The 25,557-nt window shown below is 61.4% G+C and carries 18 protein-coding genes and 2 pseudogenes; 7 read left to right on the forward strand and 13 right to left on the reverse strand.

Annotated elements, in window-relative coordinates; all coding sequences use genetic code 11:
* Positions 1–165 (reverse strand): annotated as a pseudogene (locus tag FOS14_RS23700) (IS256 family transposase); the annotation flags it as partial.
* A 262-nt stretch (positions 166–427) separates the two neighbouring features.
* Here FOS14_RS23700 and FOS14_RS23705 point away from each other — a divergent pair.
* Both FOS14_RS23705 and FOS14_RS23710 read left to right on the forward strand, forming a co-directional pair.
* A complete protein-coding gene (locus FOS14_RS23705; protein ID WP_143773324.1) occupies positions 428–1,321 on the forward strand; it encodes a glycosyltransferase in 894 nt (297 codons plus the stop codon).
* 133 nt (positions 1,322–1,454) lie between these two features.
* The gene (locus FOS14_RS23710; protein ID WP_221936762.1) at positions 1,455–2,411 is read left to right on the forward strand and encodes a glycosyltransferase family A protein; all 957 of its coding nucleotides are present in this window, start codon (positions 1,455–1,457) and stop codon (positions 2,409–2,411) included.
* 3 nt (positions 2,412–2,414) lie between these two features.
* On the opposite strand, the gene FOS14_RS23715 is transcribed toward FOS14_RS23710, so the two are convergent.
* From FOS14_RS23715 to FOS14_RS23730, 4 genes are all read right to left on the reverse strand, one after another.
* On the reverse strand, positions 2,415–4,250 hold the full coding sequence (locus FOS14_RS23715; protein ID WP_143773326.1) for a PIG-L family deacetylase: 1,836 nt from the start codon (positions 4,248–4,250) through the stop codon (positions 2,415–2,417).
* Positions 4,251–4,393: 143 nt separating this feature from the next.
* Positions 4,394–5,599: an ABC transporter ATP-binding protein gene (locus FOS14_RS23720; protein WP_221936763.1), complete on the reverse strand. Its 1,206-nt coding sequence runs from the start codon at positions 5,597–5,599 to the stop codon at positions 4,394–4,396.
* A complete protein-coding gene (locus FOS14_RS23725; protein WP_255450570.1) occupies positions 5,596–6,468 on the reverse strand; it encodes an ABC transporter permease in 873 nt (290 codons plus the stop codon). The genes FOS14_RS23720 and FOS14_RS23725 overlap by 4 nt, the downstream gene beginning before the upstream one ends.
* Positions 6,465–7,469, reverse strand: a complete 1,005-nt coding sequence (locus tag FOS14_RS23730) for a methyltransferase domain-containing protein (protein WP_185981921.1) — start codon at positions 7,467–7,469, stop codon at positions 6,465–6,467. The genes FOS14_RS23725 and FOS14_RS23730 overlap by 4 nt, the downstream gene beginning before the upstream one ends.
* 91 nt (positions 7,470–7,560) lie before the next feature.
* Here FOS14_RS23730 and FOS14_RS23735 point away from each other — a divergent pair, with 91 nt between their 5' ends.
* Positions 7,561–8,586, forward strand: coding sequence for a glycosyltransferase family A protein (locus tag FOS14_RS23735; RefSeq protein WP_185981922.1), 1,026 nt, complete (start codon positions 7,561–7,563; stop codon positions 8,584–8,586).
* A 12-nt stretch (positions 8,587–8,598) separates the two neighbouring features.
* On the opposite strand, the gene FOS14_RS23740 is transcribed toward FOS14_RS23735, so the two are convergent.
* The 5 genes and pseudogenes from FOS14_RS23740 to FOS14_RS23760 form a co-directional block, all read right to left on the reverse strand.
* Positions 8,599–9,393, reverse strand: coding sequence for a hypothetical protein (locus FOS14_RS23740; protein WP_143773329.1), 795 nt, complete (start codon positions 9,391–9,393; stop codon positions 8,599–8,601).
* Positions 9,390–10,205, reverse strand: a complete 816-nt coding sequence (locus FOS14_RS23745) for a class I SAM-dependent methyltransferase (protein ID WP_221936764.1) — start codon at positions 10,203–10,205, stop codon at positions 9,390–9,392. Before FOS14_RS23745 ends, FOS14_RS23740 begins: the two co-directional genes overlap by 4 nt.
* Complete coding sequence (locus FOS14_RS23750) at positions 10,202–11,290, reverse strand: glycosyltransferase (protein WP_143773330.1); 1,089 nt, start codon at positions 11,288–11,290, stop codon at positions 10,202–10,204. Before FOS14_RS23750 ends, FOS14_RS23745 begins: the two co-directional genes overlap by 4 nt.
* 8 nt (positions 11,291–11,298) lie before the next feature.
* Complete coding sequence (locus tag FOS14_RS23755) at positions 11,299–12,159, reverse strand: bifunctional 2-polyprenyl-6-hydroxyphenol methylase/3-demethylubiquinol 3-O-methyltransferase UbiG (protein ID WP_143773331.1); 861 nt, start codon at positions 12,157–12,159, stop codon at positions 11,299–11,301.
* Between the two features lie 277 nt (positions 12,160–12,436).
* Positions 12,437–13,177, reverse strand: a pseudogene (locus FOS14_RS23760) (TylF/MycF family methyltransferase); the annotation flags it as partial.
* 381 nt (positions 13,178–13,558) lie between these two features.
* On the opposite strand from FOS14_RS23760, the gene FOS14_RS23765 reads away from it, so the two are divergent.
* Positions 13,559–13,801: a type II toxin-antitoxin system Phd/YefM family antitoxin gene (locus FOS14_RS23765; protein WP_143773332.1), complete on the forward strand. Its 243-nt coding sequence runs from the start codon at positions 13,559–13,561 to the stop codon at positions 13,799–13,801.
* Between the two features lie 56 nt (positions 13,802–13,857).
* Entirely contained in the window at positions 13,858–14,190 is a 333-nt protein-coding gene (locus FOS14_RS23770) for a type II toxin-antitoxin system VapC family toxin (RefSeq protein WP_255450574.1), read from the forward strand.
* A gap of 2 nt (positions 14,191–14,192) precedes the next feature.
* Here the strand turns inward: FOS14_RS23770 and FOS14_RS23775 are convergent, their stop codons facing one another.
* Together FOS14_RS23775 and FOS14_RS23780 are read right to left on the reverse strand one after the other, a co-directional pair.
* Complete coding sequence (locus tag FOS14_RS23775) at positions 14,193–15,200, reverse strand: glycosyltransferase (RefSeq protein WP_143773334.1); 1,008 nt, start codon at positions 15,198–15,200, stop codon at positions 14,193–14,195.
* Between the two features lie 171 nt (positions 15,201–15,371).
* The gene (locus FOS14_RS23780) at positions 15,372–16,475 is read right to left on the reverse strand and encodes a glycosyltransferase (protein ID WP_143773335.1); all 1,104 of its coding nucleotides are present in this window, start codon (positions 16,473–16,475) and stop codon (positions 15,372–15,374) included.
* A 322-nt stretch (positions 16,476–16,797) separates the two neighbouring features.
* Between FOS14_RS23780 and FOS14_RS23785 the strand changes: the two genes are divergently transcribed.
* The gene (locus FOS14_RS23785; protein ID WP_185981923.1) at positions 16,798–22,605 is read left to right on the forward strand and encodes a non-ribosomal peptide synthetase; all 5,808 of its coding nucleotides are present in this window, start codon (positions 16,798–16,800) and stop codon (positions 22,603–22,605) included.
* A gap of 122 nt (positions 22,606–22,727) precedes the next feature.
* Entirely contained in the window at positions 22,728–24,431 is a 1,704-nt protein-coding gene (locus FOS14_RS23790; protein ID WP_255450573.1) for a DUF4012 domain-containing protein, read from the forward strand.
* Between the two features lie 896 nt (positions 24,432–25,327).
* Here the strand turns inward: FOS14_RS23790 and FOS14_RS23795 are convergent.
* Positions 25,328–25,557 (reverse strand): ATP-binding protein (locus FOS14_RS23795; protein WP_143773297.1); only part of this gene is annotated, 230 nt, incomplete at its 5' end.

Below are 25,557 nucleotides of genomic sequence, written 5' to 3' on the forward strand. Positions count from 1 at the left end.
CTCAGCCGAGCGGGCGTTCCACTCGGCGCCGCACACAGCGTCGGCATCGGCGGAGAGCAGTGCGTTGATCATGGTCTGCAGCAGCTCGCGCATCAGATCCGGCGACGCGTCAGATAGGGCTTGGCCAAGCAGGCCTGCAGGGTCGACAATATGGGGTGCGGTCATCGCGATGACTCCTCGAGGATTCTTTAGACGGTTGACTCGAAAGATCACGCGGTGGCCGCTCTACATCCGTCAACGACACGGATGTCGGAGACGATCTCGGCCACCGAGTTACACCACTCTATGGGGCACTACTAAACCGATCCGGAGTTCCGGCTGTTCATCCTGGTATGCTTGCGCCTCGATTGCTGGAACTCGGGAGCGTTCGTGCTGTACCAGTAGGGTGGCGGACGCGTTACACGGCAAATTTAGGGGCAGCGCTTCGATGGGGTCCAACTCGCTCGCTATTCAAACGGTCCTATATGGCAACAGCTATGAGTGGATTCACCGGAACGTCGAAGCATTAGTGGGATCGGCTCGCGAAGCTCAAGACCGTGGACTCGTGGGCTCCTGGTCATTTCTAGCTGGCGACTGCAGTCCGACCTCCGTCCTCGACGGTGAAACCGAGAAAACAATGCGTGGTTTAGTCGAAGCGCAGGGTGGCGATTTCGACTACCAGTTCTTCTCGGCCAATCTCGGGCACGGCGGTGGCCACAATGTGTTGGCCAAGAGTTCCAACTCGGACTTCATTCTGTTCGTCAATCCCGACTCGATAGTCGCTCCGACCACCATTGCTGCGCTGATCGACACCATGCAGGACAATGTCGGTGCAGTGGATGCGCGTCAAATACCCCTTGAGCACCCGAAGGAGTACGACGCTGATACGGGCGAGACAAGTTGGTGCTCCGGAGCATGTTGTCTCACCCGAAGAGATGCGTTCAATGCAGTTGATGGTTTCGACCACGAGACGTTCTTTCTCTATTGCGACGATGTCGACTACTCATGGCGGCTTAAGCTGGCGGGTTATCGTTGCGTACACCAACCTGAAGCAAGAATTTTCCACGACAAGAGATTGTCAATAACTTCCGGACCTGTAGTAAGTGAGGCCGAAGTCTATTATTCAGCCGAAGCTGCTCTGCTGTTGGCGTACAAGTATTGTCGGATCGACATTGTAAATGAAATTGAAAAATATTTTAGTAGAGGTCAGTGTGAATCCGACTTAACAGCGCTCAAATCCTTCAATCGACGATTAGCCGCTGGGAGGCTGCCCAAACAGTTGGACGCTGACCACCGCGTTGCCCAGTTTGTGAAAGGGAACTATGCGGTCCATCGATTCTAACTCTGTTTACGACCGATATACGGTAGGAAATTCGTTGGGAATGGATAGTCAAGTTTCTACATTCGAACAACTGATCTACGCGCTACGTTCGAAGGAGCATGCAAGTCCATCATTCCGGTCGACGCTTGACCAGATGGAACGTGAGATCACGGATTGCTCTGACCATACTCATTTTCTGACTGTCCTCTTGAGGACTCAAGGCGACCGTCTGAACTGCCTGCAGGACGCACTACTGTGTCTGGCGGCGCAGACAGACCGCGATTTCGATGTCATCTGTCTTGTTCACAACGCCGAACCGGAAAGCCTCTTGGCCGTTCACGCCCTGGTGGCGTCGGTGCCGCAGTGGCTCCGCGAGAGAATTCGAGTAGTCGAGGTAAATGGTGGCACTCGCGCCCGCCCACTGAATGCAGGTGTGGAAGAGGCTCGAGGAAGCTATATCGCCGTGTATGACGACGACGACTTGTTGTTTGCAGATTGGGTCGAGCAGTTTCATACCGCCGCGAAAGCCGCCCCCAGGCGAATTATCCGAGCCTGTGTGGTAACTCAACAAATAGAGCCAGCAATGTGGCGAAGTGGTGCGGGACTGCGGTCGATATCGCTACCTGAGGGAACATATCCGGCTAGTTTCGATCCGCTGGATCATTTCCGGCAGAATCGATCCCCCTTTATGTCGCTGGCCTTCCCCAGGGAATTGTTCTCGGTATTTGGGCTGCGCTTCGACCAGACTTTAGATGTTTGCGAAGACTGGGATTTTTTGTTGCAAGCTTCCCAGCTGTGCGGAGTCGAACAGGCGGAGGCTATCACTGCAATCTATCGGCGCTGGAACGGCGGTACGCATTCCGCGGTAACGCACTCGGAGTCGGTGTGGCGCTCCAACGAAAAGCGGATCATTGCTAAACTGGCGAGCAGCCCGGTGATGCTCCCGACCGGTTCTGCGCACAGGCTTCATCGCGATGTTCCAGAAACAGTAGTGGAGACTGTCGCAGACTCTGCTCAACTTGAGGCAATTCTGAACAGTACATCGTGGAGAGTCACCAAGCCAATTAGGCACGCGGCACGTATCGCGAAACGCGTGAGGCGCCGGCGTTAGTTACTACTGTTCAGTCTCGCTCAATTTTCTTTTCGCGCTACGCAGTGGCTTCGTCATACGCCAACTCGTTGAATTAGTGATTGCTTCAACAGTTGTCTCTGAGTGTTGAAGTCTAGTAGTTAGGTCCCTTACCGCAGTTTGCTGCTCTGCAAGCTGCTTCTGCAATTCTGAGATTTGAGCAGTGTCAGTGGCCTGCAGTTCTGAGATTAGGGCAGTGGCGGCGGCAAGTTGCTCGGACAGTGCAGAACGTTGGGTCGATTCGTTTTCAAGTGCGGCCCGCAAGCTGGTCTCGACATGTCGAAACGCGCTTCGGACGTGTGCCTCCATGTGGAGGCGCTCGCGCATGATGCGGGCCGCTCCAGGAGATATAACCATCGGCGTCGCGTTCAGCTTCTCCGCGATTCGGCGGGCTGTTGCACGTCTCTCGGCAGATTCTTCTTGCGACGCTCCGTGCACGGGTTTGTCTTCAGCGGTGTCCCGTTGCACAGTTGTTTGCGTTGACTTGCTCACATCCACCAATCGGTGAATTCTGAGCAGTAGGTCCCAGTCGGTGAATCGGTTCAGTTGTTCGTCGAAGCCCAGTCCGAGATCCCGCATCAACAAGCGCGGCATAGCGAAGCGAGCAAGTGGATGGGGTTCCGCAGCCGCGCAGCGGAGTAGCGCGTCGTCAATTGCGGCCGAACTATCAAGCCCTTCGTCGACGGGATCGCCCCCAGTCTGGAGCAGGCGGACACTGTCTCCAGTTCCAGCAAGTCGTGAGAATTCGGAAACATGATTTTCCGCGGGCGTATCGCCTGGGAGCAACACGTTCAGGTATGAACCGCGTGCGAGTCGGAGTCCAGTATTAAGTGCCTGGCCGAGCGTTTCGATCGGTGCCCGGTCGGCTACTTCTACCTGACTTGCCAACCATTCCGGTGATCCGGCGACGCTTGATCGAATTCGATCCCGGATGGCGGTAGCCGGCCCGTAAGGCGCGACAATTACCTCGAAGTCGCGGTCGCTCTGACAAGCCAGCGCCCCGAGCACCTGGTCAACCCATTCAGTTGTGTTCTCGGGAGTGGCGACAAGAACACTCAACTGAGGGCCCGGCTCCGGCACAGGCCGAGGTCGAATCGGCCAGGCATGGTTGGATGTTCTCGGAATCTCCCAGTGCCATTCGTACGAAAACAGCGGTGAGTCGGTGACCCATTGGGGAAAGGACTTTCGCAAAACATCGATCTGTGTTGCGTACTTTTCAGTGGCTATGCGCTTCTGATACAGCAAATCGGGAGGAAGCGAAACAGCGGTGGGAGGAGTCGGTGGTGTGAATGGGCTCGCTGAAAGCAGGATCTCAAGGCTCTCTTCGGAACCGAATTTTAGGCCTTGCTCAATGCCTGCGCGCTCCAATTCGGGAATGATGTATGGAATGTCGGCATACATGATTCGCTTGTATGGCCCATTCAGTGTCAGGGCGGCGACCGCTGTCGCGCGGTGGTCCGGATGCCCACCAAACGCGGCTGGAAACCACACTTCGTCATATCCCTCGGCGAGATCCGCTAATGCAGCCGAAATCTCTAGATACGGTGTGGCACCTTCGCGGTATTGGTCATCGATGAAATCGAGGTGCACGACGCTCGCCCCAGCGACGGCTAATGCCGCCTCGTCTTCGCTTCGCCGCTGGCGCGTGTGGTCCGCAGGGCTTGTTGTTACGCCGCAGGCCAGATCCCAGGACGACAGTGGAATACCGACGTCGGGAATACCGGCGAAGACAGTAACAACCGTAACCTCTTCCGAGCTCAGAGCCGAAAATGCGGACAGTACTGCATCATCGAGATGTGGGCTAACAACCAGACGCCGCAAGACTTCCCCCGTATCGCTGTGAGCGCTTGTGCGCCGAGATCTTGTGGGTGCCGAACCTCATGCGCCATTCCGATTCGGCGCCGACTGCGCGCAATTTGACAGGTCGTTGCTGCGATTCTAGGCGACGAGTCCGATTCGCCTGGTTACACACCCTCCCCAACCCGCACCCGCTGCTCCCACACCCCACCCAACGCCACATACCCGGCCTCCGACGCCTTGTGCATCTTCATGCGCAACTGGATGTCTTTGCGGTAATCGAGCATCGTTTCGGTGGTCTTGTCGTGCACCACGGCGGTCAGGGTGAAATCGTCACCGGCGAGTGGGAGTGAAGGAATGACGAAGTCGAGGTAGTCGCTGCCGACTTCACACGGCGCGACTGAAAGATCGACAGTATTCCCGCTCCACACCACGCTCCCGTCGCTCGCGCTAATGGCGAGCGAGAACAAGGGACTAGCGACGCGCTCGCGTGCCGTGTAGTGCAACCGAATCGTCACGGGTGTCCCACTTCGGATCGAGCCGTGGAGTGTCCGGCCGTCGCGATCCAGCAGTTCGACCTCGTCGATCAGCACATCGCCGGTACCCCACCGCACGTCACCATCGGCAGTCACCCGAGCCATCGAACGGTGGGCGTCGGCGTAGTGCTCGAGCACCCCGGCCGTAGCGCCGACTTCCTGCAACCGTCCCTTTTCCAGCCATGCGGCGTAGTCGCACATCGAGCTCAACACGGGCAACGCGTGCGAGACGATGACGATGGTGCGACCGTCGTTCTGGAATTCTTTGAATTTGGCCATGCATTTCTGCTGAAACATGGCATCGCCCACCGCGAGCACCTCATCGAGCAGCAGGATCTCCGGATCCACATTGATGGCCACGGCAAAGGCCAGGCGCACGTACATGCCCGACGAATACGTCTTGACGGGTTGATCGATGAACTGCTCGACACCGGAAAAATCCACGATCTCGTCGAACTTCGCGCGGATCTGCGATTTCGACATGCCCAGAATCGCGGCATTCAGGAACACGTTATCTCGGCCGGAAAGCTCCGGATGAAAGCCCGAGCCAATTTCGAGCAGAGCCGCGAGCCGGCCCTTCGAGGTCACACTTCCGCTGTCGGGGTACAAGATCTGCGCGATGCATTTCAGCAGAGTCGATTTACCCGAACCGTTCGGGCCGATCAACGCGAACTTGCTGCCCTGCGGAATGTCGAACGAAACGTCACGCAACGCCCAAAAGTCTTCGTGCAGCGACCTCCGGCGCCGCAGCGCGATCGACTTCAAAGTCTGGTTCCGCTCCCGATAGACACGGAAGCGTTTGGAAACCCCGTCGAGGCGAATGGCAGGTTCGCTCACAGTGCTTCCGCCAATCCTCGTTCGGAGCGCTTGAACACCCACAGGCCGGCGACCGAAATCACCAGCGACCAGGCAACACACAGCAGTATGCAGGACACTGGGGGCATCCTGTTGTCGTAAATCAAGTTCCGAAAGGCAATTGTGTACTGGCTCATCGGGTTGAGCATGTACAGCCGGTACACGGTCAGGAATCCGAGAAAGTGGCCGGTGGCCTTCGACTGGTGCACAACCATACTCAGCGGATACAACAGCGGCGTAAGAAAGAACCACACCTGAAGTAGCACTGTCACGAAATGCTGCGTGTCACGGAAATACACGTTCGCAACCGAGAACATCAGCGCCAAACCGGTGGCAAACAGCCACAACAGCGCCATGAACACAGCAATCATCGGCAGGTAGAGCAGCGCGTCGGCGCCGGCGATGGTTACAGCCACCAGCAGCACCGTCATCTCGATGCACCAGGTGACCACCAGGGCAAGCGAATTCGACACCACAAGCGCCGACCGGCAGAACGACACCTTTTGAATCAGCGGACCACCGCCCAGCAAGGCGCCAATGCCGCCCGTGACCACACCGGTGAAGAAGATCCATGGCAGCAGCCCACACAGCAACCACAGCGCGTAGGTATCGAGTCCGCTCGGATCACCTGGTTCCGGACGCACCCGCATGATGTAGTTGAAAACCACGGTGTAAACGGCCATCACTGTCAATGGATTGGCCAGCGACCAGAGGTGTCCCAGCGTTGTTGCCCGATACTGGCTCTTCAAATCGCGAGTGGTCAGGCTCAGCACCAATTCCCGTGCCCCATACAGCTCTTTTAGTGCTGCGACCACCGAGGTCTTGCGGCGAGCCCGCACTGGGGCCCTCACGGCGTGACCCCCGATCCCGTGGTTCGCTTCAGCGCGTCGATCGCTTTGTCGGCGTACCTGTTTCGACGTGCCGCCACTACGCCGCGGGATTTCCAATCCCGTCCGTTCGCGGCGAGCTTTTGTAAAGGGGTTTCCGGGACGGACCGATCGACAAGTTCGCGAGCTGCGCGATGCATGATCTCCGCCCGCAGCGCGTAGTACTCGTCCGTTCCGATCCGTTGCTCGTCCTGCGGCGAGGGATTTCGGAGATGAATGTAGAACTCGCACCCGTTCGGGCCGGTTATCTCGACGATCTGTAACCGAATCAGTCCAAGGAACCGTAGGTCGGATAGCAAAAGCTCCAGGCTGGCCGGCGTGAATGCCGAGCAGTGCGCATCGACGTAGTCCCGTTGCTCATCGAACGCCAGCCACTGCCGATACGCCTCTTCGAGGTCGCCCCCGGGCACGGGCCGCTCGCTTACACCTGGCATCCACGCCCCGACGCCGTTGAGAGTGCACTTCAGCGACTCGCCGCGGAAAACTTGCGCCGCAGTTGGCCGTTTGCGCTGCTCGCGGTACGCGTCGAGCCACTCCGACAACTCGGTGACCGGTCGGTAGAAGTCGAAGCAGAAACGCCGGTCGGGGACAGCGAGTGACAGCACGCCACCACTCCGCAGCACCCGTTCGCAGCCTTGCAAAAACCGGATCGGATCGGGCAGGTGTTCTAGATTGTGTGACGAGACGATGTAGTCGAAACGCCGGTCGCCGAAGCTCGCGGCAACCAACTCCGCGATATCGCCTGCGGTACCAAGTAGGTCCACGTCCTCGATGCGTGCAACGTTCTCGGCTGGAATGTTCGGATCCTCGCACGCCTTGCTCCGGAGCGTCTCGGCGTCGAACACATCGAGCGAGATGCTGCGGTATCCATCGCGCCGCGGCACCATCGGGCTGTGGTACGGCGCGATTTCAATGCCCGCATCCAGCTTGCCGATGTATTTGAGCAGTTCACGTGTGCGATCCATCGCGCCTCCTCGCATCGGTGTGCAGGATATGATCTGCGCGCGACGAACGAATCCGGTCGATGGCCGGACGTGCATAACAAGGCGGTTTGCAGTGCCTCACTCCCACGCCCGCGAGCAAGGCCTTGAACCCACCATCGCGGTGGTCATCGCCCTGTACAACGGCGCCACCTTCATCGAAGAAACGTTGCGCAGCGTGTTCGCGCAAACCGTTCCCGCCGACGAGATCATCGTCGTGGACGACGGCTCCACTGACGACGGCGCTGTGATCGTCGAAAAGCTCGCGACCGATCGCCCGATCACCCTTATCCGCTCCGCGAACGGCGGTCAGTCTGTCGCCCGCAATCGCGGCGTCGACGCGGCCTCCTCCGACCTCATCGCATTTCTCGACCACGACGACATCTGGTACCCGCGCCATCTGGAAGTTTTGCGCGAGCCGTTCCTGACCGGTGTCCGCAACCGTGAACTGGGCTGGGTGTACAGCAACGTCGATGAGACCGACCTGGACGGAAACATGCTCCACCAGGACCTGCTGCATAGTTTGGCTGGCGAGCATCCGAAAAAGACTATTGGGCAGTTTGTTTCGGGTGACATGTATATCCTGCCGTCGGCGTCGCTCATCGGGCGGCAGGCTTTCGAGACTGTTGGCGGGTTCGACGAGAAACTTGTCGGCTATGAGGACGACGACCTGTTTCTGCGGCTCTTCCTGCACGGCTACGAGAACGTCTTCATCGACGAGTCGTTGTCCAAGTGGCGAATTCACGCTGGCTCGTCCGCGCACTCGCCGCGAATGGCCCGCTCGCGCTTGGTCTACTTCGAAAAGCTTCTCGGACGCATCGGGCCGGACATGACCGATCACCACGGCAGGTTCCTGATCGGCGACCTCGTTGCCCCAAGAATGCTGCGGCACATTGGTTCCGACTATGTCCGTGCGGTGAAGGCCGGCGACCGGACCGCGGCGGAGCAGTCTCGTCGAGACATGGCTGTGGTCGCGGCACACCTGACCAACGAACGCAAAATCGCGTTGCGCACACTGACGCCGGTGCTGAATTCCTATGCGGCGTCGCGGTTGGCGGTCAAGCTCAAGGTCGGCCGAATCGTGCGCGGATTGATCCATTAGAAAGCCGCCGATTCACAACTGCAGCAGCAAGCCGCGCCGGTTGGCGAAGCTGTTGATCTCGGTGGCGGCCGGCGGCAGGTAACAGGTGGAGGCGAACACACCCGCATGCTTGCCGACTAGCTTGCGTTGCGCGGTATGGAACGCACTGTCGAGCGTGCCGAACCCATAATGGCCGCAATCGATTTGCACGACCCTTGTCTCGATGCCGAAGCGCGCCTTGGCGGTCAGCGAAAAGTCTTCGGAGTAGAAGTGCCACGCGAACTGCGGATCGAACCGCAGGCCGTGCCGCCGGATAAGCGAGGAATGCACAATGATGCAGCAGCAATCGACCGTGTCGACGACTGGGAAGTCTTCGACAGGTTCACCGAATACGCCGGGCGGGTAAAGATCGGTCTGGCACTTCACTTGCCCCAGACACCGGACGTGACGAAACCGCCCGCGAGTGATCCGAAGCCTGCCGGCCTCACGCCCGATGTGAAGGTACCTGCGCCCCGGCACCACCACTGCGCCGACCACGCCGTAGATGCTTGAGGTGGGCAGATTGCGGATCAACGGCCACGGGTCTTCTTCGAACCGCATGTCGTGATGGGCGAACATCACCCAGCCCGCACCCATCTCGTTGTCGATGAAGTGGTTGTAGCGGTACGGGATTGCCACATTGGCACCGGTGTTGTCGTAGAACCGCACCGCGCTGTCATCGATACCGATACTGGCTCCGAGGTATTCGTCGAATATTTCGCGACGGTGGCTGACGCACACCACTTGCAGATCGCCGACCGTCGTTTGTGTCGCCGCTTCTATGCTCACTGCCGCTCCATCACGATGAAATCTTGGTAGCTGGTGAACTGCTTACGACCGCACCAGCTTCCATAGCGGACGGGGCCGAGGACGGAAAGCCCGTTATTCGCGAGCAGCTTCGTCACATACGGTTCGTCGTAGCAAACCGCGAACTCGGGGACTTCAGGATTCATCACCCGGTGGTGGTCAAAGCTGTAGTCGAATGCGATGTCGCTGCGACCAGTCGCCAAGTGCTCCAGCGATTCGTCATTGGCCAAGAAGAAGGTGGCCAGGCAACGTCCGCCGGGCTTAAGGACCCGGGCGATCTCGGCGAGATAGTTCTCCAAGTCAGCTGGCAGCAGATGTGTGAATACCGATGTGAGGAAGACGAAGTCGAACGTCGAGTCATCGTGCGGGAAGCGGTATTGCGACCCGGTGACCGGACCGTTGGGGTTGTAGAAGCGGTTTCGGACATCCGCCACATAGAACTCGAAGTTGTTGTACCGCGAAGAAATCTCGCGTTGGCACCATTCGATGGCCGACGGCACAATGTCGAAACCCTGATAGTTTGCGCCGGGCGATAAGAACTCGGTCAGCGCGATCGCGATTCTGCCGCTGCCACAGCCGATGTCGAGCACCGAAGCATCGGGGGATAGGCCATATTCGGTGAAGTAGCGCACGAATTCCGTGCCCACCGCGTGGTATTTGTCGGCGGTGATGCTGCCGACCAGTTGCATGAGTTCCGGTGGCGGCGTGAGCCGGTCTGAGTAGGAGTTCCCGCGAAAACGGCGCAGGTTGTCACGCAAGCCCTTCGGTGGCCGGGTGAGTTTGCCCAAGGTCACGTCGGAACCCTCTCTGGTGGTTCGGCCGGAGCTCTGTCGGTGGATTTCCAGATGTCGATGAGCGAGTCGAACGCCGGGTGCAGTGCAAGTTGGGAATCCGCGGCAAGAAACGACGGGAAGTAGTCCGGCCAGTTGGCTTGGGATGGTGCCAACGGATTGCCGGTGACGCCGTATCGGACGGACTCGAAGTAGCTGGCCAACACGCGGGAAAACTCGCGGTGCGCAGCCTCGACAGTGCCCTCGCGCACGTAAGTGTTGTTCTCATGCCGCCGGTAATACAGCAACTGCTCGGCGAGCAGTGCGGGTTCCGAGTCGACGACCGCGCGCAGAACAAAGTCCCAGTCATTGACAAGGACAAAGTCGCGGAACGCCCCGATCCGGTCGAGGAGGTCCCGGGTGAAGAAAAAGTTGCTACTAGTCCACGTGCCGTTAAGTCGCACCAGCGAAAACCCAAGGCTCGGGTACCTCGACAACTGGTCGTGCCAGATTTGGTACTGCTCGGCGCCGTGGTCGATTCCGTCGCTGGGCGGCACTGCGAGTTCGCTGAACGCGATCTGGGAGAAGGCGAAAGGGAAACCGCCGGTCGCGCACACCCCGTGCAGTCGCTCGATGCGCTGCGGGTGATAGGCGTCGTCCGAGTTGAGAATTCCGATGTAGCGTCCCGAGCACAGCTCGAGCGCCCGATTGAGTGCGTTGTGCGCGCCGGCATTGTCTTGACGGACGAAAGTCGCCTTCGCCCAGTCGCTCTCGTTCAACGTACGTTCGATGACCTTAGCGCTGTCATCGGTAGATCCGTCATCGACCACGACTATCTCAATATTGCGATAGGTCTGGTGTGCGACCGAGCGGATCGCGTGGGCGACGAACCGGCCGTGGTTGTACGACGGAATTACCACGGACACCATGTCGCTGTGTGGGTCGATTGGACGCGTCGTTGTCACCGGCTCGGCCATCTCGGCGACCCACCGCGGCGTGGTCACCACCGCGGAAAGGTCCGGCGCGATACGCGTCGACGGCTCGGGTTCGCGATGCGCCGGTCGGCGCAACAAGCGTCGACCGAGTCTGCCGATCCGTCCGGCCTTCATCTGGACCGCTACTTGCCGGAAACGGCGTCGCGCAGGCGGTGGTACACCCGGCGCGGCTTCGCCGTGTATCGCAAGATGCCCGATGCCTCGAGCAGAGCAAGCTTGTGCTGGGCAAGGGCGTGCTGCTCGATGAGGCGGTCGTAGTTTTCCAGCAGTTCGGTGTACCGCTGCGCCAATTGCTGAGTGCTGAGGTCCCCGTTCTTGCGCACGGCGGTGAACACAAACTGGTAGGTCTCGGCATCCGGGTCTTTCAGGATTTCCTCGACGAGGCTCTGCGGCACGGAGTTTCGGTCCACCTGAAACTCGGTGTAGAAGGCTGGCACCCGCACCTTGCGCATTTCGATGATGGTCAACCCAGCGCCGTCGACCAGTTCATCGACGGTCTTACGCGTGAAGAACCGCAGGTGAGTGCGGTCCAGCAATCCGGTGGGGCGATAGTCGAATCTCCCCTGCAGCAGGGAAAGTCGGACGTCGATGTGCGCGATGTTCGGCAGCGATATCACCACTTGTCCACCGGGAGCGAGCAACCTGGCAACGCGCCGCAGCACCGCGTCGGGGTCGATCAGGTGCTCGAGCACGTCACCGGCCAGCACGGCGTCGAACTGGCCAGTCAGTGAATCGAGCAGGTCTGGGTCGTTGAGATCGCCGATGATTACCTGTTGCGCAACGGCTTCGAGGTCGGCCCGATTGTCGGGGTCGTATTCGACGGCGGTGACATCACAACCGCGCTCCACCAGTACGCGCGTCACGTCGCCTGCGGCGGCACCGAGTTCCAGAACGCGCTGGTTAGCACCGAGCATCCGCACCGCAATCGAGTGGGAAGTGTTGGGCGCTGAGACATCGACGACGCAGCTGTATTTGCTTGCCACGGTTGGCTCCTCGTGCGGCGCGTCAGTGGGAACGGCGGATGGTGCGCTTCGCGGCGCCGTACGCGTCGCGGAGCTTTGCGGTGTAGCGCAGCGTGCGCGAACTGCGCAACATTTCCAATTGCTGTGCGGCAGTCAGGTAATTCGCCTGCAAGCCGGCGATGGTGGCGGAGTGCAGCCGATTCTCGGTGGCCAAGCGGTGGTATTCGGCGATGAGATTTTCATACCGCTCGGGCAGAGTCGAACCCTCTATTGCGGCGTCGCCGAGAGTGTCGGCGCCTTTGCGCCAGTACACCCCGGTCCAGTCGATCACCTCCATGGGATCGGTGATGCCGTGCGCAGCGCGGAAGTCGGTGACGGCCTGACGGCAGCCCGGCAGGGCATAGTCGTCGACAATCAGGTAGCCGCCCTCGGAAAGCTTGGGGTAGAGGTTGTTCAAACCATCCATTGTGGATTCGTACATGTCCCCGTCGAGGCGCACGATGGCAAGTTGGGATATCGGTGCAGTTGGCAACGTATCCCGGAAGAAGCCCTTCAGGAAAACGACCTGATCATCGAGCAGGCCGTAGCGCCGGAAGTTTTGCTGCACATCCTCTTTGGAGACCGCGAGTTGGCTGTAGGTGTAGAGGGCATCTCCGGCGTCAGCGGGGTACTTCGAAGGGTCCGGTGGCGGCAGACCCTCGAAGGAGTCAGCGACCCACACCCGGCGGTCGTTTACGCCATAAGCGGCGAGGATCCCGCGCATGAAGATGCAGGAGCCGCCACGCCACACGCCAGTTTCGATGAAGTCTCCTGGAATCCCTCGCGCCAGCACGTCTTCCACACAGAACTGCAGGTTCTTCATGCGTGCGACTCCGGTCATGGTGTGCGCCAGTTGCGGCCAGTCGCGGCCGTCGGCGCGCAGATCCACCGCCGAGCCTTCCTGGGCGATGGGAAGTTGGTTCCCGTCAGCCGCGTCCCACAGCGCCATGGTGAGGGTGTCACGCAGCAGATCGATGTAGCGGGTTCGCAATTGCTGCAGTTGCTCGTCCGGTTCCGCGCGGAAGTCGCTGCTGTCGAGGAACACCGAAGGATCGAGGGCTGATTCGGTCACGACGGAACCTTCCGGCTTATCGGTGGCAGCGGCTATCCGTTGCCTTGAGCGGGTAATGGGGACGCAGGTTTCCCGGGATCGGAATGTGGTCAATATAACAGCACGGTAGTCATATCTAATCGAGACTGGGCGGTATGTTCTCGGGGTGCCCGGCAGGGTTGCGAACGATCTGTAGGTAGGGAGTGTGTATGTCTATACACACATGCGGCTGAGCAAGTGTCGCGTCGTGTATGCGCACATATGTGTGTATACGCACTGATCAATGAGAGCCATAACCGATCGGTGGGTTAACTTAGCTAAGCTGGCTATGTGGAGCAGTACAACATCCACGAAGCGAAGTCTCAGCTATCCCGGATCATCGAACGTGTCGAGAGCGGGGAGGACGTCGTCATCAGCCGCGCAGGAGTGCCCGTCGCGAGGGTCGTGCGGTACCGGCGCGGGGCGTCCCGCACTGCTCGCGGATCTCTCGCCGCCAAGGTGCGATTTGCTCCTGACTGGGACAGCGAGGAAACGAACGCCGCTATCGCCACCGAATTCGAGGGCGGCCGGTGACGGTGCCAACCCCGCCGCGGCTGCTGCTCGACACCCACATTGTGTTGTAGTGGCTCATCGACTCTGACGAACTCTCTGCCGAGACGAAAACCATGATCGATGATGAGACTGAGGTGTATGCCAGCGCCGTCACGGCTTGGGAAGTCGCGATCAAACAACAACTCGGCAGACTGACTGCGGACGAAGACCTCGCGAGCGTCATCGAGGGAAGCGACCTACAACCGCTGCCGATCACGCTCCGTCACGCGTGTGTAGTGAGTGGTCTGCCATTGATTCACCGCGACCCGTTCGACAGGATGCTCGTCGCCCAGGCCCGCGCCGAGCGGCTCACGCTACTTACCCGAGACCGTCAACTCGCCGCCTATGGCGACAACGTCAGGTTGGTGTGAACTCACGGCACCAAGGCTTTCGCGCGCGACGCGAAGTCGTATCGAACCGGCGCGAACAGCGGATCGGGCTGCGGAACGGCGGCTACGTGGTGGGGCCGTAGGAGATACGCGTCGAGCAACTTCCGTGCCGATAGCTCCGATGCCAGTGTTGCGTCGGCGCTGCGCGGCAACGTGATCATCAGATCGCGGAATTTCGACGCGGAATGGACCGGTTGGCGTATGCCTGTGAGGACGCGCTGCCAGCCCGATGGCCGTTCAACACCGCTGAACCCGACGGCCTGCTCGGCATACACCCGATAGCGCAGCACCGCTGTGTCGTCGATGTCCAGTTGATTTCTGGCGACGGCTACCAGCGACCACCAGCGGTCGTGCAACCATCCGGCGGGGATCGGCAGCCCGAACGAGGCCATCTCATTGGTCACCATCGATGCAGCACCGGTGACTGTGGGTCCGCGCAGAATCGATTTCAAACGTCTTGCAGGCGAAGCGATTTCCCAGTCGACCAACGCCGGAAACTGCTGTCGCAGAGATGTTCCGGTCGGTGCGCCGGCGTCATCGATCACCATCGCGTCGCCGGCCGTCATGAGCGCGCCGGTTGTCAGTAGGCGATCACGCTGCTGCTGCAACCGTTGTGGCTGCCAGACGTCGTCCTGATCGGCGAGCGCAATGAACCGATACGCGGAAGCGGCACGCAAACCGGCGCTGAAGTTTGCGGCGACGCGGGTGTACAGGTACGGGCTGGGCGGACCGGGCGGGTCTACGACGACCAATCGGATATCCGGATATGCGGCAAAGAAATCGATGACCCGTTGCTTCGAACCGTCGTCACTGCGATCGTCAACAAGAAAGACAGCGCTCGGAAGCACGGATTGGCACGCAATGGACTCGAGTTGTTCGTCGAGAAAGCGCATGCCGTTGTGCGTCACCAGCACTACTGCGATGCCGTCGATCGGGGCTAGCTTGGCGGTCGTCTCGGGTGGAACATCATTGGACTGCCTGGGCCGATTCATTATCGCCACAGCAACAAACCGTCGATTTGTCGCTGCATGGCGAATGCCCTCTCTCGTCCGCCCAAACGTCTGGACGCCGACCGTGGAGGTCAATATAACAGGGCTTTATTAGAAAGTAATCGAAACCATTCGGTATGTTTCAAACCAATCACAAATAGGGCCTTTCGCCCGCTACTTTCTTTCGGCAGCTAATTGCAGGACGTCGGCATAGGCCGCGCAAACACCGTCCCAGGTGAACCGTTCGAAGGCCGCCTTCCTGGCGCCTTCGCTGAGCTCCCGCTGGAATCGTGGGTCATCGAGCAACTCATCGATCAAACTGGCGAGCGGTGCTGTCTCGCCATCCCAATAGGTTCCCGCCCCGCCTAGGACTTCCCGGTTGAATACCGTGTCTCGGGCAAGCACCGGTGCCCCGCACGCCATCGCCTGCACCAAAGCCGGATTTGTTCCGCCGACCGTGTGGCCGTGGAAGTACACGCCCGCGTTCTGCCACAGCGCATAGAGAGTGTTGTCGTCGGCGAGGTGGCCGAGCCAGTGGAAGTTCCGCCGATGGGCTGATAAATAACGTGCCCGGTCATCGAGTTCGCTGCCGTGGCCCGAGGAGCCCACGAGCACCACCGGCCAGTCTTCGGCCAATTGCTCGGCGGCGTCGAGAAATTCCGGAACGGAATTTTCCGGAACCAGCCGGGCGACCATCAGCGCGTAGGGCTTGCCGTGGAAATCGATCGGCGGCGGCGCGGTTGGCCCCGGGTCTTCACCGCCGTACGGGATATATGTGCCGTCACGGCCGAATTCGCGCGACCAGTAATCACCGATCGCTTGGGAATCCACCACAATGTGATTGGCCCAGCGGGCGGTCATTCGGGCGCCGCCTCTGAACGCTGCCCGCGCTGCCCGCCCCCATTTGCCGCGTTCCCATTCGATGCCGTCGACGTTGACCACCGAGGGAATCCCGCGTGCACGCAGAAGCGGCAAGAAATACCCATTCGCGACGTTCATGACTAATGCGACATCGTGTTTGCGACGCGCTGCGCTCACAGCGGCGGTCAGGCCATGGGTGAGGGCGCTCAGCGACTTCGACTCGACGCCTGGCGTGAGCACCGACTCGACCCGCTCATCACGGGGAGCATCGTGGACGACTTCGGCGACTCGGCCGTACACCGTCACGTCCCAGCCGCGTTCAACAAGGTAGGGAGAGAGATGCCGGACCAGCGTTTCGAAACCGCCGTAGTAGCTGGGGTAGCCCCTGGTGCCGATGATTCCGACCGACCGGCTCACTGTGAACTCCCCGTGGACACGGCTCAAACCTACTCGACGGCCGTAACAGCTCGCCCGGGTGACTCACGTTTTGCGCTGGTCCGATTATTTGATAAAGCGTTAACGGGGCATCAGCAATGCCCGTGGGGACTGCATATCGCGCGGGTCACAGCTGCGACGTGTTGGGCGAATGTCAACGTACCAAGTGGGTAGAATCCCTCACGTTGTCAAGACCTCGAGAGGGTGTTCACAGGGTTACTTGAGGTCGGCACGGGACTCGACGTCGCCGCGGAGGGTGCCACGGAAGTACAGCAACGACGAGGTAGCTGAGGGGAGGGTCCATTTGGTACGCGCAAGCGATGCCCGCAGCAATCGCGAGGCAGAAGAAGCGGGCCTGACCTTTCGCTTGGCGCCTACCCAAGAGGGCCTCTGGTTCGTCCAGCAGTTACACCCGGAAGTGCCGCTCGTAGTCGCGCAGTACGTCGAGATTCGCGGCCCGATAGACCGCGACCGCCTCAAAGCCGCCAGCGTCGAGGGTTGCTGGGACGTGCAGTCGCCGGGCCTGCGCATCGTCGACGTCGGCGGCGAAGTGCTACAACTGCTCGATCCGAGCGTCGAAGACCAGGACGACCTGATCTACCTGGACCTGCGCTCGGCTCCCGATCCAGTCGCCGAAGCAAAAAAGTGGATGGTGCAGCAGTACACCAAGCCGCTCGACGTATTCACCGATCGGCTGATCGCCGCGGCGCTGATCCACCTCGGTGAAGACCACTATTACTGGATGAGCTGGGTGCATCACCTGGTGCTCGACGGCCACGGCGCCATGACGCTGATGAATCGCGTCGCCGAGTACTACACGCACTCCCTCAACGGAACCGAGCCGCCGCCCTTTCGCGGCATCGGGATCCGCAAGCTTTACGAAGCCGAACAGCAGTACCGCAATACCAGCCGATTCGACATCGACCGCGAACACTGGGCCCGCCGATTGGCGCGATTGCCTGAGCCGGTGAGCCTGGCCGATTCCACCGCCGCTCCCACACTGGTTTCCCGAGTGTTCGGTGAAGTCCTCGACGCGCCGACCGCGCGCGGCATCTCCGAGATGGCTCAGCGCTGGAACTCCTCCGAGGTGCCGGTCATTCTCGCCGTGCTGGCGGCGTTCTTGGCGCAGATGACCAGCCGCAAAGACATCGTGCTGAGCCTGCCGGTTTCGGCTCGCACCACCAAGGCGTCGCGCAATTCCGGCGGCACGGTATCCAACGTCGTGCCCATCCGCGTCAAGATCGATCCAGGCAAGTCGCTCGAATACCTGGTGCGCGACGTCCAACTCGAGTTAACCGGCGCGCTGCGCCATCAGCGCTACCGGTACGAGGACATGCGGCGCGAGTTCGTGCACGGCGCGGCGCACGGCGCGACCTTCGGCCCGACCATCAACATCATGATGTTCCATCGGGAGATCCGGCTCGGAGACGTCACCGGCGAGTTCAACGTCCTGACCACCGGCCCGATTGCCGATCTTGCAGTGAACATCTATCCGAGCGTCGCAGGCCAGAGCATCCGCATCGACTTCGAGGGCAATCCCGACCTCTACTCCGAGGCGACGCTGCGCGAACACCTGCAGCGCTTCCTGCATTACCTGCGTTATGCGGTGGCCAACCCGGAACGCGGACTGGCCACCTTGCCGTTGCTGACACCGCTCGAAATCGACACGCTGCGCGCCCGCGCGAGCGTGCCAGAGGAAGCGCCGCGCTCGCCGATCACCGGATCCTTTGAATGTGAACGCCGCGCGCGCCGGTTGGCCAGGCGATTGTGTGATGCCGGCATCGGTATCGAAGACCGCGTCGCCGTCATTGCCGACGATCCGGTCGACCGCCTGGTCGGCATCCGGGCCGCGGCATTGTGCGGCGCCGCCAGCGTGCCGATCGACGGGGCGGCCGGAGCCGAAGCAATTGCGCTTGTCATTGCTGATGCGGACGTTGCCGCGGTCTTGGGCAGCACTGTGAGCCTTGCGGACACACTGCCGCGCTTCGATCTCACAGCCGACGTCGATGCCGAATCGACCCGGGCGTTCGCGGAGCCGCATCCAGACAGCCTGGCGTTGATCGATTATCAAATCACCGCCGGTAGTTCGCTAACGGGTGTCGCGCATACCCACGCCAGCCTCCGGACCGCGCCGGAACTCGTCGGCGACTTCGGCGAGGCGACCGAGACCGAGCAGGTCGCCATCCTCAATCGATGGCTGCAGCCGGTTCCCGCCGGGGTGGTCGGCGACCTGTACCAGCTCGCAGACCTACCACGCGGCATCTTTGGCAGCAGTGCACTGACGGCCACCCAGTTTGTCGCATCGCCCCTCGCGAACGGTCGGATGCTCGTGACCGGCCAGCAGGCGCGGTGGAGCCGGGACGGCAATTACGAGATTGTCAAGAATGGCGACTTAGCGACAGCGCGGCTACATCGTTCTCCGGCAACACGATTCGCCGCGGTGCTGCCAGACCGTCCGCGCACCCCGGAGTCTGTCAAGTCGGCCTCCGTGAGCGATACCGTCGATGTCTGGCGTGAACTGGTCGCCCTCGGCCGGCGCTGGCGAGTGCCGGCGCCCGTGGTGCTGCACGCCGTGGTCTCCGCGGTGCTGTCGCGCCTGGGGCCAGGCGTGCAGACCGCGATCGCGGTGCCCGTCGGCGGCCAGATGCGAACCACCAGATTGGCGGTGGAGCCGCAACGGTCCATTCGCGAAGCGGTGCAACGCGTTCGGGCCGAGTATGCGCGGCAGATCACCGCCGACGAGGCGATGACGGAACGCGAGACGGCCGAGCAAGCGTCGCCCGCAATTGCGATCGGTTGGGGAGCTCGCGTCCTGGATTCCGACGCCGATCTAGATCTGTCGGTCGATGTCTCGAAAGACGCATTGGCCCTGACAATTCGGTACGCGCCGGACACTTACGAGAAGTCGACAGCGCAGTCGTTCCTCGACCACCTGATCTCGGCTCTGCATTTCGTTGTGCAGCAACCGGAAAGCCGTGTCAAAGACATCGAACTTGCGCCGAGCGCGCCTCTCATCGGTGGCCCGGCTGCGCCGGAAACTACCTTGCCGCAACTGCTTACCGCAACGGCGGAGCGGTTTGCCGAACGGCCGGCGGTCATTGACGGGGTGCAGGCACTCACCTATGCAGAGCTGGACGCACTCTCAAACAAGTTCGCTCGCAATTTGATTGGTAGGGGTTGCGGGCGCGGGAAGGTCGTCGGAATCGCGCTGCCCCGCTCGGTCGAGTTTGTTATCTCGTTATGGGCCATCGCCAAGACGGGCGCCGCGTACCTTCCGCTGGACCCGTCGCAGCCTGACGAGCGGCTCGCCTTGCTCATCGAGAATTCACACGCCGACCTGGTGATCGGCGATCCGGAAATCGTGCCCGGCGCGCTCTCCTATGTGGATCTAAAAGAGTCTGCGGAGCCGGAAGATTCAAGTGCACTCCACACACCGGTTCAGGTATCGGACATTGCCTACGTCATCTTCACCTCCGGTTCCACGGGCACCCCGAAGGGTGTGCAAGTAACACACCGCGGTCTCGCCAGCCTGTGCGCCGAAGGGGTGCAGCAGTATCGGGTGACGCCGGACTCGCGGGTGCTGCACGGCTACAACCCGGTGTTCGACGCCGCCCTTCTGGAGCTGCTATTGGCGTTCGGTTCCGGTGCCACGCTGGTGGTTTCGCCGATGGACGTGTTCGCGGGCGTGGAGCTGGCCGAGTATCTCGCTACTCAGCGCGTAACCCATTACCTGTCGACACCGTCGGTGCTGTCCTCGCTGGAGGCTGACGATCTTCCCGCCCTTCAGGTGATAGGCGTTGGTGGGGAACCGCTTCCGAGTGAGCTGGCCGCGCGCTGGGTAACGGGTGGGCGCCTGCTCATCAATGCGTACGGCCCGTCGGAGGCGACCGTGGTCGCGACGTTGACCGCTGTTTCCGATGCGGTGACCATCGGCCGGCCGGTCCGCGGCACCACCGCCTACGTGCTCGACCAATGGTTGCGACCGGTATCCGTGGGTGGCGCGGGCGAACTGTACGTCGCCGGTTCATCTTTGGCGCAGAGTTACCTCGGCGCGCCTGGCGTCACCGCGGCGAGCTTTATCGCGAACCCGTTCGGGGAGGGTCGCCTGTACCGAACCGGCGATTTGGTATGCCGCCGAGCGGACGACTCACTGGGGTTTGTTTCCCGCGTCGATGACGCGCAGGTGAAGATCCGCGGCGTCCGGGTGGAATTGGGGGAGATCGAGGCGACCGTTCGTGGGCTTGCCGGCGTCTCGGATGTGGCCGCGATTGTGAGCAAGGATGCCTCCGGCAGCAACCGACTGATCGCCTACGTGGTTCCGGAGCGTGACGTCCAACTCGATGACGCCGGGCTGCGTGCGGAGTTGGCGGCGCGGCTGCCGTCGTTCCTCATTCCCGATGCGATCGTCCTGCTCGACGAACTGCCGGTCACCGCCAACGGCAAGCTCGACCGTGCAGCGCTTGCCCTGCCGGATTTCCACAGCACCAACGTCTTCCGGGCACCGCAGGGTGCGATCGAGAAGACGATCGCCGATGTGGTTGCCGAGTTGCTCGGGGTGCCGCGGGTTGGCGCCGACGACGACTTCTTTGAACTCGGTGGCAATTCGTTGCTTGCGGCGCGCGTGGTGTCGCACATCAACGAGGTGCTCGACGCCAACCTCACCGTTCGCGACATCTTCACTGAACCCAACGTGGCCGGGCTGGCCCGGCTGTTGGAGGAAGGCCCGTCGTCGGTTCGGCTGCGTCCCTACGAGCGTCCGGAGGTACTGCCGCTCGCCCCGGCGCAACGCCGAATCTGGGTGGAGGCGCACCGAGCACCCAACGGGGACTGGAACATTCCGTCGGCACTGCGCATCGACGGGCCGATCAACATCCCGGCGCTGTATCGGGCGGTGCATGACGTGATGGAGCGGCACGAACCATTGCGCACCATCTACCCGGAGACCGACGAGGGGCCGGTCCAGGTCATTCTCGACGTCGATGTGGACAACGTTCCCTTCGAGGCGCAGCGGATCGCGGTCGACGAAATGGACGTCGCGTTACAGAAGTTTCTCTGGGACCCCATCGACGTGCTGTCTGACCTTCCGATACGAGTAGCGCTGTTCGAAGTCGCGCCGCAGTCCCACGTGGTCGCCCTTGTGGTGCACCATATTTCGGCTGATGGTCGCAGCATCAGCGTGCTGGGTCGGGATCTCCTGACCGCCTATCTGTCCCGAGCCGCCGGGATGGCGCCGCGGTGGGAGCCGCTGGCGATCACGTACGCCGATTACGCGTTGTGGAAGCACGAAGTGCTGGGCGACTTCAACGACCCGGACAGTGAAGGGTCGCGTCAACTCCAGTACTGGACGAATCTGCTCGCCGAGCCGGTGCCGGTGATGACGTTCCCGGGCGCCAAAACTCCGGTGGCTGTGCGTGGCACCGCGGGTGCGGGGGAACGCGTTCATATCAACGCGCAAACCCATGCGGCGCTCGCTCGTGTCGCACGTGCCTGCGCGGCAAGTCTTTTCATGGTGATGCAGGCCGCGTGGGCGTGGTACCTGAGCCGGCTCTCCGGGAACTCGGACATCGTGTTCGCTACCGCGATCGCCGGTCGTGACGACCCGGTCCTTGACAAGGTGGTGGGCGGCTTCGCCGATGACGTCATCCTGCGCGTGCAGGTGGATGCCGACGTGCCGTTCGCCGAGTTGGTACGGCGAGTGCGCCTCGCGGCATTGAATGCGTACGCGCATCCGGACATCGACAATCCGCGACTGCAAGAGGCGCTCGGCACCACCGATCGACTCTTCCAGGTGCAGTTCATCATGCAGCCGGGGATGGCGCCGGTCGAGCTTGAGGCCGACGAGATGATGGTGCAGGAGCACCCGATCGACATCGACCTGGCCAAGCACGACTTCGAGTTCAGCCTCAATGATCACTACGATGCTTCCGGGGAGCCCACCGGGATCGATGGGTGGTGCATCTACAGCACCGACCTCTTCGATTCGGAAGCCGCGCGTGGGCTGGTAGATGGCTTCATCGAACTGCTCGTTCAGGTGGGCGGGCACTCGCCATTTGTGGCTCCAGGCGCCTTCGGGGCAGTCTTGGCGGAGCCAACCGACAGGAAAGATGCATGACCTCCGATACCGCAACGCAGGAAGAACAAGCACAGGAAGACCCGACACCGAATCGCCCTAGTCGCCGCCGCACGATCCTGAAAAGGACCGGCATTGCGATTGCGATTCTTATCGTGTTGGCCGTGGCCTGGCTACTGTTCTGCCTGCTGAGGGTGTACTTCGATCTCAATTCGACGAAGAACGACGCGGAATCGGCGAAGTCGGCCATGTTGAACGGCGACACAGCCAAGGCACACGACGACGCCGCGAGCGCCGAAGCGTCCGCCGAGGCTGCCGTGCGGCACACCGACACCTTCACCTGGAACACGGCGGAGAACATCCCGTGGCTCGGCGGTGCGTTCACGTCGATCGAGCAGATGGCGGGCGTTGTGCACTCGGTGGCGCAACAGATCCTGATACCCGCCGTAGATGTGGGTGAGGCGCTGTCGCCGAAGACGATCGTGCATCCTGGCGGCTCGGTGAACCTCGCGCCGCTGCGGGCCTCGGTGCCGCGGCTGCAGAGCCTGGCTAATTCAGCGGATCAGGTGCAGGCACAAGCCAAACAGGTTGATGCAGCGCCTATCTGGCTGGTGAACAACGCGCGGACCGGCCTGATTGACGAGGTCACCAACCTCACCACGATGCTGCACAACAGTGCACTGGGAGCGCAGTTGGCGCCGGCGATGCTCGGTGCTGATGGGCCCAGGTCGTACTTCATCGGCTTCACGACACCGGCAGAGGCGCGCGGCACCGGTGGCTTGCTCGGTGGATTCGGGATTCTGAACGCGGTCAACGGGCACGTCGCGGTTGCGAAGGTGGCCAGCAATAGCGCATTTCCGTTCAACGGGCTCAAGCCGATCGATCTCGGTCCGGAGTTCGCCGCGCAGTGGAGCGGGGGCGGCTTCCACCCGACCACCGACTTCCGCAACTCGAATTTCAGCGCGAACTTTCCCTTCGCGGCGCGAATCTGGCAGTCGATGTGGGAGCAGCAGTCCGGCGGGAAGAAGGTCGACGGCGTCGTTGCGACGGACCCAGTGGCGCTCAGTTACGTACTCGGCGCGGTCGGACCGGTGACGTTGAAGGACGGCGAACAGGTCACGGCGGACAACGTGGTCAAGCTGACCATGTCCACCGCGTACGTGCGGTTTGCGACAGACAACGCGGCTCGGAAGCAGTACCTCGAGGACATCGCCGACGCCGTCGTGAGCAAGATGACCAGCAAGATCGAGCACCCGCAGGCCTTGCTCGAGGCGCTGGGGCGTGCGGCCACCGAGCGCCGAATTTTGGTCTGGAGTGAAGACCCGGCCATCGAGGCGCTGCTGGAGAAGACGCCGCTCGCCCATGACGTGCCGGAGGACAAGGCGCCCTACGCCCAGGTGATTCTGAACAACCAGGGCGGCAACAAGATGGACTACTACATCACCCGGGACATGTCGTGGACGGCCACCGATTGCAGCGGGCCGACCCGGACGTCGACCGTGACGGTGAAGCTCACCAACACCGCACCGCCCGAGGTGGCCAACTACCCGGACTATGTGGCGGGGACATTCGACAACCGGGGAACGCCGAAGGCAACGGCCTTCCCGGTGGTCACGCTGTACGCCACCGAGGGCGCGAAGGTCTCGAAGGTAACTGTCGACGGCAAGCCGCTGCCGTTCCCGTTGGTCGGCACAGAGCGTCAGCGGCAGATCTTCACGGCGCCGACGGTGATCCCGCGGGGCAAGACGGTGGAGGTGCAGTTCCAGTACACCGAGCCGACCGAGCCCGGGAAGGTGCGATTCCCCGTGCAGCCGTTGGTGGATCAGCCGGAGGTTGATGTGGACGTTGCGGAGTGTGCGCCGAAGTAGCAGTCGCGCCCTGGTTCTGGCTACTGCTGCCGCGCGCTCTCGTTGTGTGCTGCCGCGCGCGAATTTGTCGTGTAGCACTAGCATTTGACCGTGCGGTGGCGCAAAGTCGCGCGCGGCAAGGAGCGTGATGCGAACATGGACCAATCCAAGTTGGATGCATTTCGTAGCGAGGTGAACTTGAGCCTCGCGTGCGGTGCCCTCGCCGACTGCGATCTACCAGTGACGAATTCCGATGGTAGTTGTGCGGTCGTGGTCGCGCTTGAGGAAGAGCCGCTGTCGAGAGTGCTGGGCCGTTTGCGTGCGGTCGGTGGATTTGCCAACCTATTCGTTCGCGGAGAGGGCCGTGTGCGGATGGCTTCGGTGATCGATGAGTCTTGCGCTCTAGCTGATCCGTCCGACGATATGTCGTCGGACGGAGAGCGTCCGGACCCGTCAGCAACCGTCGGTATGTTCCTGGACTGGGTAGAGCGGTGCCCGCAAGGAGTGCGGATTTCGTCTGCGCTCGGCCATCCCGCGCGAGCGCGTGATGCTCAGCGGGTTGAGCTGACTGGCGTCTAGTCGTGGGCGTCGTTGAAGCATTGACTGTTCGTTTCTAGGCGCACAATTCCTCAGCGAGGTTGCAGCGCACGCAGTGGCCCGACTCCCGCGACCTTTTCGCGGCAACGACAACTTGTGATGACGCAGATGAAACCTGCGCGTGGTGACGCTGCATGCGACCGAGGATGCGCAGCTCGAGAATCTTCAGTACCCCTAGCCAACCGAGCCCGGGAAGGCGGTTCCGTGCAGCTCGGGGGTGATCAGTCGGAGGCGGATATGCGGACATTACAGATGTCGACGGTCAGTTAATTCCCCAGGGGTGTCTGTCAGGTAATTCCCCATGTTCGGGTGTGCCGTGTTCAGCGTAGCGGGCTGGTTCGGCCGGTGTCGGTGGCTCGGTTGCCGGGGCGTTTGCGGGGCCTGTAGGAGGGGCCGTCCATGAGGATCTGGTGGCTGGTGTTGATCAGTCGGTCGAGTAGGGATTCGGCGACGACGGGGTTGGGAAACAGCGGGTACCAGTCCTTGGGTGCGCGGTTGCTGGTCAGGATCAGCGGTTTGGCGGCGATGGCGCGGTCGGAGACGAGGTCGT

It is taken from the genome of Skermania sp. ID1734, assembly GCF_007489285.1.
GTDB lineage: Bacteria > Actinomycetota > Actinomycetes > Mycobacteriales > Mycobacteriaceae > ID1734.